Origin of the sequence: Thermococcus sp. PK (assembly GCF_000430485.1) — an archaeon.
GTDB classification, from domain to species: domain Archaea; phylum Methanobacteriota_B; class Thermococci; order Thermococcales; family Thermococcaceae; genus Thermococcus_A; species Thermococcus_A bergensis.
This window is the reverse complement of record NZ_KE387150.1, coordinates 538,576-550,616: the sequence shown is the minus strand read 5'-3', so window position 1 is coordinate 550,616 and position 12,041 is coordinate 538,576. Positions and strand designations below refer to the sequence as shown.

The 12,041-nt window shown below is 41.5% G+C and carries 11 protein-coding genes and 1 pseudogene; 11 read left to right on the top strand and 1 reads right to left on the bottom strand.

Going from position 1 to position 12,041, the window contains the following annotated elements:
* Positions 1–11: 11 nt before the first annotated feature.
* The gene (locus tag THEPK_RS11255) at positions 12–329 is read right to left on the bottom strand and encodes a hypothetical protein (protein ID WP_156882194.1); all 318 of its coding nucleotides are present in this window, start codon (positions 327–329) and stop codon (positions 12–14) included.
* Between the two features lie 483 nt (positions 330–812).
* Here THEPK_RS11255 and purD point away from each other — a divergent pair, with 483 nt between their 5' ends.
* From purD to THEPK_RS13480, 11 genes and pseudogenes are all read left to right on the top strand, one after another.
* Positions 813–2,117, top strand: a complete 1,305-nt coding sequence (gene purD, locus THEPK_RS11250) for a phosphoribosylamine--glycine ligase (protein WP_042702005.1) — start codon at positions 813–815, stop codon at positions 2,115–2,117.
* Positions 2,110–3,252, top strand: a complete 1,143-nt coding sequence (locus tag THEPK_RS11245; protein WP_042702003.1) for a formate--phosphoribosylaminoimidazolecarboxamide ligase family protein — start codon at positions 2,110–2,112, stop codon at positions 3,250–3,252. The genes purD and THEPK_RS11245 overlap by 8 nt, the downstream gene beginning before the upstream one ends.
* 498 nt (positions 3,253–3,750) lie before the next feature.
* Positions 3,751–3,885 (top strand): hypothetical protein, encoded by a 135-nt coding sequence (locus THEPK_RS13700; RefSeq protein ID WP_255346974.1) that lies wholly within the window; start codon positions 3,751–3,753, stop codon positions 3,883–3,885.
* Between the two features lie 197 nt (positions 3,886–4,082).
* Positions 4,083–5,756, top strand: coding sequence for an ABC transporter ATP-binding protein (locus tag THEPK_RS11240; RefSeq protein WP_042702001.1), 1,674 nt, complete (start codon positions 4,083–4,085; stop codon positions 5,754–5,756).
* 276 nt (positions 5,757–6,032) lie between these two features.
* Positions 6,033–6,278, top strand: coding sequence for a phosphoribosylformylglycinamidine synthase subunit PurS (purS, locus tag THEPK_RS11235; RefSeq protein WP_042701998.1), 246 nt, complete (start codon positions 6,033–6,035; stop codon positions 6,276–6,278).
* A gap of 1 nt (position 6,279) precedes the next feature.
* A complete protein-coding gene (purQ, locus tag THEPK_RS11230; protein ID WP_042701995.1) occupies positions 6,280–6,951 on the top strand; it encodes a phosphoribosylformylglycinamidine synthase I in 672 nt (223 codons plus the stop codon).
* Between the two features lie 151 nt (positions 6,952–7,102).
* Positions 7,103–7,396, top strand: a complete 294-nt coding sequence (locus tag THEPK_RS11225; protein WP_232194584.1) for a ribbon-helix-helix domain-containing protein — start codon at positions 7,103–7,105, stop codon at positions 7,394–7,396.
* Positions 7,377–7,757, top strand: coding sequence for a type II toxin-antitoxin system PemK/MazF family toxin (locus THEPK_RS11220; RefSeq protein WP_042701989.1), 381 nt, complete (start codon positions 7,377–7,379; stop codon positions 7,755–7,757). The genes THEPK_RS11225 and THEPK_RS11220 overlap by 20 nt, the downstream gene beginning before the upstream one ends.
* A gap of 169 nt (positions 7,758–7,926) precedes the next feature.
* Entirely contained in the window at positions 7,927–10,068 is a 2,142-nt protein-coding gene (purL, locus tag THEPK_RS11215) for a phosphoribosylformylglycinamidine synthase subunit PurL (protein ID WP_042701987.1), read from the top strand.
* A gap of 196 nt (positions 10,069–10,264) precedes the next feature.
* Positions 10,265–11,515 (top strand): annotated as a pseudogene (locus tag THEPK_RS11210) (L-aspartate oxidase); the annotation flags it as partial.
* 69 nt (positions 11,516–11,584) lie between these two features.
* Positions 11,585–12,041, top strand: a 457-nt coding sequence (locus tag THEPK_RS13480; RefSeq protein WP_198011327.1) for an IS6-like element ISPfu1 family transposase, incomplete at its 3' end; no start/stop codon positions are given.

Sequence of the window (12,041 nt, the reverse complement as noted above, 5' to 3'; positions counted from 1 at the left end):
TTCTTCGAGGTTCAGCTTTTTCTCCCAGTTGTGGAGGGTTGAGTAGTGAATGTTTTGCTCCGAAGAATTTTTCTGCCGTAGTGCTGGGCGTCTCTGAGGGGTAGGTTGTAGTATTGTTTAAAGAGGAGTATTGCCAGTATTGTTTTTACTGGAAATTTTTTGGATTTTGGCAGGTTCTTCAGCTTTCCTTCTGATTCGAAGTCTGCTAAAACGTCAAGAATTGCGAATGCCACGCTTTCAGGGTCTTTGAGTCTGTGATCCCATCTGGGGATCACGACAACCACCTGAAAGAATTCAGCAAAAACCCTAATAAAGGTTACTATAAACACGCCCTAAATGATCGAAACTTTTTTAAACTCTGAATTGTAATAAAACCTTGAAAAGGTTACTCAAAAACAACCCGATGAGAAGAGGGTTTCAAACGTGTCCTCCCCGGGAGGATGACGCTGTAAAGCGTCCTCCAAAAACCCTCCTGAATAGTTGAAAACCCCAAGACAGCATTTGAACGATAACCCCGAGCCTTCCTGCTCTTGCGGGAGGTAGGGGTAATTGGCCGAAGACCCGGCCAGAGGGGTCGAAGACCCGCTTTAATTGGGTTCTGAATGAGACCCCTCAAACCTCCCCGCCCTTGGCGAGGGGTTAGCTTAATCCCTCACCCTTCACGGCGGGGAGGAGGTCAGTACCCATCACAACGAGCACCTTCATGCTATCACCACATTGTTCTCTGACTTTTTCCCTTTATAAATTTTGCCATTTTTATGTTAAAACAAAGCTTAAAAATACCAAATTTTAACAAATTTATGGTGAAGATCATGCGCGTCTTATTAGTTGGTGCCGGTGGAAGGGAAAATGCAATTGCCGAAGCTCTTTCGAGGGATGCAGAGCTTTATGTTGTTGCAAAACATAAGAATCCGGGGATTATGAGATTAGCAAAGGATTATGGGCTTGCAAAAGAGACCGATGTCCAAAAAGTCCTCGATTTTGCCCTGAAATGGGGCGTGGATTTAGCGTTCATCGGTCCGGAAGCCCCTTTGGAGAAGGGAATCGTGAACGTCCTTGAGGAAAACGGCACCCCAACCGTAGGCCCTACAAAAGAAGCTGCTCAACTCGAAACGAATAAGGCCTTTGCGAGGCAACTGATGGAGAAATACAAAATCCCCGGAAGAAAACTCTTCAGGGTTTTTGATGACATTGAAGAGATGAAAGCATGGATTGATGAGTTTGGAAAGCCAGTAGTTGTTAAACCCCTTGGACTTACCGGTGGTAAGGGAGTTAAAGTCGTCGGATACCAGCTGAAAGACAACGAAGAGGCAAAAGAGTATGCAAAGGCCCTGATAGAAAAAGATGGAAAGGTTCTCATAGAGGAGCGCACGGACGGAGTTGAATTCACGTTTCAGGTTTTCACCGATGGAAAGAAAGTTATTCCAATGCCTCTGGCCCAGGATTACCCTCATGCCTATGAGGGCGACGTTGGACCAATAACCGGCGGTATGGGCTCTTATTCGTGCGAAAACCATCTTCTACCCTTTATCCCAAAGGATGACTACGAGAAAGCCCTTGAAACGCTTAAAGCCACAATCGATGCTATGAGAAAAAATGGAACACCATACAAAGGCATTCTCTACGGCCAGTTCATGCTTGCAAACGATGAGCCGAAGATAATAGAGTTCAATGCCCGCTTTGGTGATCCAGAGGCCATGAATGTTCTACCAATTTTGAAAACTTCCCTTGTGGAGATCGGGGAGGGAATCATCGATGGTAACTTAAAGAAAGCTGAATTCGAGCAAAAAGCAACAGTTGTGAAGTATGTTGCCCCCAAAGGATACCCCACTAATCCAATAAAAGGAGTTAAACTTCAAATCAACGAAGATAAAATCAGAGAAGAAGGGGCTAAAGTTTACTATGCATCAATAGATGAGAGCTTTACAATGCTCGGTTCGAGGGCTCTGGCTATTGTGGGAGTAGCCGATTCTTTAGAGGAAGCTGAAAAGATAGCTTCTCATGGAATAAAGCACGTTAATGGAGAAATCTTCTACCGCACCGATGTGGGAACTCAAGAGAGCATTGAGAAAAGAATTATGATAATGAAAAAGCTCAGGGGTGAGTTAAATGATTGAGAGAGAGCAGATTTTAGAAATTTTGGAAAGATATGATAAGGAAAACATCACAATCGGGGCTATTGGTAGCCACTCCGCCCTTGACATCGCAGATGGTGCCAAAGAGGAAGGCTTTAGAACGCTGATAGTTGCCCAAAAAGGAAGGGAAAAGACATACGCAAAGTACTTCAAAGAGAAGACAACAAAGGACGGCCTAACAAAGGGATTCATCGATGAGGTAATTATTCTGGAAAAGTTCGGTAAAATCATCGATATTCAGGAAGAGCTTAGAAAAAGAAACGTCATCTTTATTCCCAACCGTTCATTTGTGGTTTATACAGGAATTGATAGGGTGGAGAATGAGTTCCTGGTACCTCTCTTTGGAAGCAGAAACTTATTAAGGAGCGAAGAGAGAAGTGAAGAGAAGAGCTACTACTGGCTCTTAGAGAAAGCTGGCTTACCCTATCCTGAGCCCGTCAAACCAGAGGAGATTGACGATGTTGGTCTCGTGATAGTAAAACTCCCTCATGCAAAGAAGAGACTTGAAAGGGGATTTTTCACTGCCGCAAGCTACAAAGAATTTAGAGAAAAAGCCGAGAAGCTCATGAAGCTTGGCGTAATTACCGAGGAAGATCTAACCAAAGCAAGGATTGAGCGTTACATCATTGGCCCAGTCTTCAACTTTGACTTCTTCTACTCCCCAATTGATGAGGAAATTGAGCTCCTTGGAATAGACTGGCGCTTTGAGACAAGTTTGGATGGACATGTTAGATTACCTGCCCCCCAGCAGATGACCTTACCCGAGCATCAATTTGAACCAGAGTACACCGTCTGCGGTCATGCATCCTCAACACTAAGGGAGTCGCTTTTGGAGAAGGTCTTCGACATGGCCGAGCGCTATGTTGAGGCCACCAAGAAATATTACCCACCCGGCATCATTGGGCCTTTCACACTTCAAACGGCTGTTGATAAAGACCTCAACTTCTACATCTACGATGTCGCCCCAAGAACCGGTGGTGGAACAAACATCCACATGGCGATGGGCCATCCATATGGAAACGCTCTCTGGAGAAAGGAGATGAGCACCGGAAGGAGAATTGCTCTTGAGATAAAGCGTGCCATTGAGCTGGATGAGCTTGAGAATGTGGTTACATGATTTACAATTTCTTGATTACTTTTCAAGAGTTTACTTATTTACAGACTTCGAATTTGGAGAAAGAATCTTTTTGCTAGTTACTTTTTTTTAGAAATTTATTTACGAAAGTTTTAAGTATAAATATGTCTTTAGAATAATATGCCGATGTAACGATGAGGCAAAATAAAAAGGAGGTGGTGTGAAATGTTGAAAGTAGTAGAGACCACCTATGAAAGGGCCTCTAAATTTATTGGGATAACAGCATGTTCTGGTAGGGCAATTTGGTGTGGAGGAGATGGTTCAGTAGTACTATTGAAGCCATACTGAAGCTGTACAGATGTGTACAGGGGGTAGGATAGAATGGTTCTAAAAATATTAAACACAACCTATATTAGAGCAAATAAGTTTATCGGAATAACAGCATGTTCTGGAGAAGCTCTCATATGCGGAGGTACAGGACCAAATCCAACTATCAAAAATATAACATTGCCATAAATTCCTAATAAGGAGGTGTGTTTGATGATTCTGAAAGTATTAAACACAACCTATATTAGGGCAAATAAATTTATTGGAATAACGGCATGCTCTGGGGAAGCTATCAGATGTGGAGGTGGAGGACCAAATCCAACCATTAGAAATCCACTATTATCCTGATTCATTTAAACAAAAAGATGGAGGGGTGATGTGATGGAAACACTTAACTTATTTTCTTCTCTTCAATTTTCTTATCATGTTCCCTCATTTAAGTTGGCAGATATCATTCTCGATAATAGAGATAAAGACACATTTATCTTGTATCATCCTTGGTCTCAAACGATTTCAGAAATAAATTATGAAAAGGTGCTTAATATATGTCAGTAAATATAAGAGATGTCCTTGAGGAATCTATAAAAGTCTCAAAAAATCTAAAAGGAGACATAGTCATAACAATAATTCTTTTCCTTATTCTTTCTATTTTCGGATACGCCCAAGCAATGCTCATGAAGAATTTTATAGATTCTCTTGTATCATTACAGGAATTTTCAACAATCTCAAAAATTGGATTAGCTCTGCTGGTTCTCACATTTTTAAGCTACTTAGGAAGTTTTTATGGGGAGTTCATGCTCCAGAGATTGGGAATCAAAGCTTTAAAAATATTTTCTCAAGATTTGGTTTTCTCTATTCATAGGGCAAAACTAGGAAAAATAAGCAGTGGAGATGTAATAGCGAGATTCGTTTCGGACTTACCAGAGCTCAGTCTGGGATTAGCAGGTTTAATCCCTGGATTAAGTGTTCAGTTGATTAATATTGCAGTAGCAACGTTTACCCTATATTCATTATCTCCAACAATGCTTCTTGTAGCTGTCTTAATAATCCCAATAAACTATGCTATCTATAAGAAAGCATCAGGAAAATCCATTGAGTATTCAAAACGAGAAAGAGAATCATTGTCAAAAGTAGTTGCTGTTACCAAAACAAGCATTGATAATCTTTTCTTTATTAAACGTTTGGATAAGTACGAATATTTTGAAGAGAGATTCTCCATGAGTCTTTCAGAGTGGTTAAAGAATATGACAAGATTCCTGCGGGTAAGGATATTCTTCCAGAAATCGTACTATTACACAAGCAGTATAGCTCGACTGATAATGTTGCTTGTTGGTGGTTGGCTGGCAACAAAAGGACTCGCCTCAGTGGGAGCAATCGTAGCTTTCACGAACTATTTACCGCAATTCTATGAACCTCTTACTAATCTGGCTAATTCATTCACATATCTCAATGCACTTATCCCTTACGTAGAGCGCTATAAGGAGATAGTAAACATTGAAAAAGAAGACCTTGATAAGGGGCATGAGTTAAAATCGGTCAAAAGCATTGAATGTAAAAATGTAAGTGTTGGCATTTTAAGTAATGTGACTCTAGAACTCAAAAAGAACGAAACAATTGGAATCGTTGGACCCATAGGTTCTGGAAAAACAACCCTGGCATTAACTTTAATCAGGTTACGTGAGCCAGAGACTGGCCACATTTTAATAAATGGGAAAGATTACCGGGTTTATAGTCTTAGGTCTTTAAGAAAGAGGATATATTACCTACCATCTAAAGACTGGATTTTTGATGGAACTTTAAAGGAGAATTTGATGCTTGACGAAGTGTATCAAGAGGACGAAGTTATTCATGTTCTCAAGATTGTAGGAATAGATTTTGCCGAACTTGATGATTATATAACTAGTAAAGCTCTTTCTGAAGGACAAAAACAAAAAATAGCACTGGCAAGGGCACTTTTAAGAAAACCGGAGGTTTTGATACTTGATGAGGCCACAAACAGTCTTGATGTTCAAAATGAAGCTCAAGTCCTCGAAAAGATTCGAGAGTTTTTAAAGGACTCGACTTTAATTATAATATCGCATCGTTTAACCGCTCTAAAAAATGCTGATAAGATATTTGTTTTAAATAAGGGGAAGATCCTTGACTCTGGCAAACATGAGGAACTCTACGAAAGATGCTCCCTGTATAGAACGCTCGTTGAGAACTCAAGAGTATCTTAGGGGATATAAATCAAAGCATGTCTTTGGGCTAGTTTTTAAAATTATGGGAGTCTAGGCATTTAACACAACAGTTTAAGTCATATTCTTGGCAATGACATATTATGTCCTAGATACGGGATTGATATCTTAGTGAAGATTGATCTATTGTTGCGATTTCATGGCTTTACTACAATCACTTTTTATGAGAGTGGTGAAAAAAGTTTTAATTAACATTTTTATGCATAAATAAACCTTAAAAACCCTAAATTTTTACATTTTTTTGATAAGGTGATGCTCATGAAATGGAAAGCTAAGGTTGTAATCCGCTTAAAAAAAGGTCTTAACGATCCTGAAGGGAGGGTTATTGGAAAGGCGCTCAAAAACTTAGGCTATAAAGTTGAAGAGCTGAAGGTTCCAAAATATTTCGAGTTCATTTTTGAAAGCGAAGCTCCAGAGAAAGATGTCGAGGAGATGTGCAAACGCCTGCTTGCAAACCCAGTTATCCACACTTATGAGTATCAAATCGAGCCTTTAGGTGAGTGAAATGCCAAAGTTCGCTGTCATAGTATTCCCAGGGACAAACTGCGATTTTGAGACTGTTGAAGCAATTAAAAAAGCTGGTGGAAAAGCGGAGAGAGTCTGGTACAAGCAAAGCCTCAAAGACTTTGATGGTGTTGTTTTGCCCGGTGGATTCAGCTATGCCGATTATTTGAGAGCTGGCGCAATAAGTGCAAGGGCAGAGGTAATGGAGGAAGTTAAAGCTCTTGCTAATGAAGGCAAACCCGTTTTAGGCATTTGCAACGGCTTTCAAATCTTAACGGAGTCAGCTCTTCTGCCGGGAGCATTGAGACCAAATAAGATTCCAAGCTTCCTATGCAAGTGGGTTTACCTTAAAGTTAGCGACACCCAAACAGCTTTTACTCAATTTTACAAAGAGGGAGAGGTCATTAGAATGCCAATAGCACATGCTGAAGGGAATTACTACTCCGAGAGCTTAGATAGCATAAGAATAACCTTCCAGTACAGCGACGAGAAAGGAGAGATAACGGAAGATGCAAACCCCAACGGCTCTCTCTTGAACATAGCAGGAATAAGCAATGAAAAGGGCAACGTTCTCGGCATGATGCCCCACCCGGAGAGAGCGAGTGATAAATGGCTGGGGAGCGAGGACGGGTTGAGGATCTTCAAGAGCATGGTAGAATATGCTAAGAGGTGATCTTTAGGACTGAGTCCCTAAAACGCCTAAATTTTCCTTTACCTTCCTATTCCTAAGTCCTCAAGCGTGAGCATTTTTACAGCCTTTGTACTTTATGCAATTTTGTACACATAAGATAAATCTTTTTAAATTTGTCCGACAAATAGATAAAATGGTGAGACAAATGGCTACAACGGTTAAGGTATCTGCAAGAATACCTCCCGCTCTTGCAAAAGAAATGGAAAAACTTATTGAAGCCGGAATTTATTCTAACAAAAGTGAGATCATCAAAGATGCACTCAGAGAATTCCTCCTGAAAAAGAAGTATCTCCAAGCCGATGAAAGGGAATACATCAGAAACATGCTAAAAGCTATGGAGCCAATTCTTGCAGAAGACTGGGAGAGCGAGGCTGATGCACAGTGGGACGAATACGGAGGAATTGACTATGAACCAGATAAAGCCTAAAAGAAACCTTCAACAGTGGGAAATAATCCTTCTCGAGTTTCCATTCACAAATCTTCGCAAAAAGAAGCTACGACCGGTTTTGATAGTCTCCAATAATGTTCTTAACAAAATCAGCAACAGCATTATAACTGTTCAAATAACCTCAAACCTACCAAGTGGTTTTAAAGAGTACAACGTTTTGCTCTCTGATTCCGACGTTAATAGATATGCAGGAACTCAACCACTTTACCAAAGCGTGATAAAGCCTTATGTAGTTTTCACCATTGAAAAGCAAATGGTTAAAAAGAGACTCGGCGTATTAAAACCCCATAAAATTAAGGAAGTTAAAGAAAGCATGAAAAAAGTTTTCTCAATCTCCTGATAATTTAATCCCTACTTCATTTGATGTCTTAGTAGGCTTTTTCTTTTTTCTGTGATATAATCCTTTAAATCAGAAAATTCTCGCAGAGAGTTTTTAACATTTTTATGTATAAATAAACCTTAAAAACTCCAAATTTTTACATTTTTCTGGTAATAAAGGAGGTGTCAAGATGTTTCCTCACGAAGAAAAGATCATCCGTGAAAAGCTTGGTAGGGAACCAAATGAAATTGAGAAAGCAATGCTTGAGATAATGTGGAGCGAGCATGCATCATACAAATCAAGCAGAAAGTGGCTCAAACTTTTGCCCACTGAAAACGAGCACGTTATTTTAGGCCCGGGAGAGGATGCGGGTGTTGTAAAATTCGATGAAAACACGGCGATAGTTGTTGGAATAGAGAGCCACAATCATCCAAGCGCTGTTGAGCCATACGGCGGGGCGGCCACAGGCGTTGGGGGGATTGTGAGGGATATTCTCTGCATGGGAGCAAGACCCATAGCTCTCCTTGACCCAATCCGTTTTGGACCCTTGGAGAAGGAACGCAACCGCTATCTGTTTGAATACGTGGTCAAGGGTATAGCTGATTATGGAAATAGAATAGGCGTTCCAACCGTCGGTGGAGAAACCGAATTCGATGAGAGCCTTGACGGCTATACACTCGTTAACGTTGCCTGTATTGGCATGATGCACCCCAGTGAGTTAATCCACAGCTACGTTGAGGAAAGCGGCCTTTTGTTGGTTTTAGTTGGCAACAAAACGGGAAGAGATGGAATTCACGGCGTAACATTTGCGAGCGAAGAGTTAAGCGAGAACGCGGAAGAGGAAGACCGCTCAGCCGTTCAAATTCCTGACCCGTTTACGGAGAAACTCTTAATCGAGGCAACCATTGAAGCTGTGAAGAGGGGTAAAATCAAAGCTCTTAAAGATTTGGGCGGCGGAGGTTTAACCTGTGCCTCCTCGGAGATGGCCGGAAAGAAGGGGTTTGGAGCAATAATCTACGCGGACAGAGTGCCCCAAAGAGAGCCAAACATGACTCCAACGGAGGTTATGATTTCCGAGAGCCAGGAAAGAATGCTCTTCGCCGTTAGGAAAGAAGATCTGAAAGAGATAACAAAGATTTTTGAGAAGTATGAGCTTGAGTGGACTGTTGTCGGTGAGATCATAGAAGAGCCTAGGTATATCGTCTACTGGAATAGTGAAAAGGTCGCCGACCTGCCCATAGACCTCCTCACAGAAGTGCCAACGATAGAATGGGAAGCAAAGCCCTACAACATTGAGAGAGACGTCGAGACGCCGGAAATAGGACTCAAAGAGGCTTTCTTCAAAGTTCTATCAAGCCCGAACATAGTAAGCAAGGAGTGGATATGGCAGCAGTACGATCATGAGGTTCAAGGAAGGACAGTTCTAAAGCCCGGAAAGGACGCGGCGGTGCTAAAAATAAACGATGAATGCGGGCTGGCTTTTGTTAGCGATGGAAATCCGTCCTACAGCTACCTGAACCCATATCACGGAGCAATGGGTGCTGTTGCCGAAGTCGTTAGAAACTTGGCAAGCGTTGGAGCAAAACCCTTGGCTTTGGGGGATAACCTGAACTTTGCCTCTCCGGAGAGACCCGAAGTTTACTGGAGCTTCATTGAGACCATTAAAGGGCTTGCCGATGCGGCGAGAGCGTTTAACCTAGCTTACGTGAGCGGGAACGTTAGCTTTTACAATGAGGTAGGAAACAGGCCTATAAAACCAACGCCAGTTGTCGCTGGTCTCGGAAAAGTGAGGCTTGAGAGCCTCATGACGATGGACTTCAAAGATGAAGGAGACCTCATAGCCGTTGTAGGGGTGACAAAGAAGGAACTTGGTGGGAGTGAACTCTACAGAGTTTTGGGATTGAAAGGAGGAATAACCCCAAGAGTTGAGCTAGAGAGAGAAAAGAAAAATGTTGAAAGCATTTTAAAGGCAATAGAGCTCGGGTTGGTGAAGGCCGTTCATGACGTAAGCAGGGGCGGCCTAGCCGTTGCACTCATAGAAATGGCCATTGCTGGAAATAAAGGATTTGAAGCAGATGTAACAAAGGTTCCGGTAGAAGGAAAACTCTCCCCTCTGGAAGTGCTCTTTTCAGAGAGTCACGGACGCTTCGTAGTGAGCTTTGAAAAGGAGAACCTTGAAAAAGTGGAAGAATTGTTCAAGGAATTTGCCGTGATAGGGGAAGTAACGGGGAGAGATATCACATTCACAAACGGAAAAGAAGAATTAATCAAACTAAACCTAAGTAAAGCCCAAAATATCTACAATTCACTTGCAAATGTCCTGGGAGAGTAAGTTCTCCCTTTTTGCACTTTTTGATAGATATAAACAATGAAAACTCATTTTTTCAATTTTAAAACGAGATTTAATAAGAAAATAACTCCCGTAACTACCTTGTACTGAAGAATTAGGTGTTTAAACAAAAATAACCATCTTCATTTCCAACAAAAGGCTTAAAAGATACTTACCGAACAATTGTTCGGGTAATCAAATGAGAAGGCTGGGGATAATTGGAGAGGGAATAGCAGGATTAACTGCTGCAATTTCATTGGCTAAAAAGGGTTTTGAAGTAGTTATCATTGGAGAAGGGATAAAGGAAACAAATTCATATCTTGCTCAGGCAGGAACAGCCTTTCCCATTCTGGAGGGAGACTCCATCAGATCCCACGTTGTAGATACCGTCAAAGCCGGACGTTATTTAAATAACGAAGAAGCTGTATGGAGTGTGATTTCAAAATCTACTGAGGCTTATGATTTTTTACTTTCTCTCGGTTTAAGCTTTGAAGACAATGAAATCGAAGGGGGACACTCCTTTCCAAGGGTATTCACAATCAAAAATGAAACTGGAAAGCATGTGACAAAGCTCCTTTATTTAAGGGCTAAAGAGTTCGGTGTCCACTTCATAAAGGGTTTTGCATCTTCGCTGGCAATAAAAGACGAAAAATGCTATGGTGTTTTCCTCAATGGAGAGCTCCTAAAGTTTGATGCCATAATATTGGCTACTGGAGGATACACAGCATTATATAAATTTACAGCAGGCTCCCCATTAAACCTAGGGATTCTAACAGGAGACGCCCTAATGAAAAGTGCCTTAACAAGTAATTTAGAGTTCGTACAGTTTCATCCCACAGGTTTCATCGGAAAAGAGGTTAAACTTATAAGTGAAGCTGTACGGGGAGCGGGGGCTAAGCTAATCAACGAGGAGGGAGAAAGGTTTGTTAATGAACTTGAACCAAGAGATGTCGTTGCGAGGGCGATCTACAAACAGATGCAGGGAGGAAAAAGAGTTTATCTGGACGCAACAGGAGTTAAAGGGTTCAAAGAAAAGTTCCCCCAGATTTATTCGTTCCTGATCAAAGAGAAAATCAACCCTGAAAAAGATCTAATTCCAGTAACTCCAATTGCCCATTATTCTATAGGAGGTTTGAAAGTTGACCTCTATTACCGAACAAGCATCAAAAATCTCTATGCAATTGGAGAAGCAGCGGATAATGGGTTCCATGGAGCAAACAGGTTGGCAAGCAATTCCCTCCTAGAATGCGTGGTAAGCGGTTTAGAAGTTGCTAGAACGATAATGAGAGACAATCCTAAAGTCGAACATCCCAATGACGTTAGAGACACTACCCAAGAATTGGGCGATATAGATAGTGTTAGAGAAATTCTCTGGAAATATGCTGGAATAGTAAGGAATGAGAATGGCCTTAAAAAAGGGTTAAAAAAGCTAATGGGTGTCGAGGTGGATACTGTTAGGATAAGCTGTGGGGTGTCAGGTTTAAGTTACTGGCAGTACTTTAGAAAAAGAAGGGGGAACATGAAGTCTGAAACCATTATTTACTGGGTGGTTTCAGCCTTAAAACCCTTTCGTCGCAACAAAATCCCACCAGAAAAGAAAATCAGGGGAGTAGAATTATACCTGCGAGGCCTCAGTTACCGGCAAACCGCCAGAATACTCAAAATCAGTCACGTAACAGTCTGGGAGGCAGTCCAAAAACTCGCAGAAGCAGTTTACAAGCCAAAAATCCTCGCAGTCAAAAAACAGCGAAACTTCATCGCAGTTGACGAAACAGTAATAAAAATCAACGGGAAGAAAAGATACCTCTGGGCTGCAATTGACGTTGAGAGCAAGGAAGTTTTAGCAGTCTGGATTACGACTGTTAGAAACTGGTGGGTTGCCAGGGATTTCATTCTGGTTGTTTTAAAGTCGTGTGAAGGGCAGCCTGTCTTTCTGGTTGACAGGGCGAGCTGGTATAAGTCTGCTTTTAAGAGTT

Coding starts and splice junctions, on each gene's coding strand:
- purD (WP_042702005.1), top strand. CDS start 813: ATGCGCGTCTTATTAGTTGGTGCCGGTGGAAGGGAAAATGCAATTGCC.
- THEPK_RS11245 (WP_042702003.1), top strand. CDS start 2,110: ATGATTGAGAGAGAGCAGATTTTAGAAATTTTGGAAAGATATGATAAG.
- THEPK_RS13700 (WP_255346974.1), top strand. CDS start 3,751: ATGATTCTGAAAGTATTAAACACAACCTATATTAGGGCAAATAAATTT.
- THEPK_RS11240 (WP_042702001.1), top strand. CDS start 4,083: ATGTCAGTAAATATAAGAGATGTCCTTGAGGAATCTATAAAAGTCTCA.
- purS (WP_042701998.1), top strand. CDS start 6,033: ATGAAATGGAAAGCTAAGGTTGTAATCCGCTTAAAAAAAGGTCTTAAC.
- purQ (WP_042701995.1), top strand. CDS start 6,280: ATGCCAAAGTTCGCTGTCATAGTATTCCCAGGGACAAACTGCGATTTT.
- THEPK_RS11225 (WP_232194584.1), top strand. CDS start 7,103: ATGGTGAGACAAATGGCTACAACGGTTAAGGTATCTGCAAGAATACCT.
- THEPK_RS11220 (WP_042701989.1), top strand. CDS start 7,377: ATGAACCAGATAAAGCCTAAAAGAAACCTTCAACAGTGGGAAATAATC.
- purL (WP_042701987.1), top strand. CDS start 7,927: ATGTTTCCTCACGAAGAAAAGATCATCCGTGAAAAGCTTGGTAGGGAA.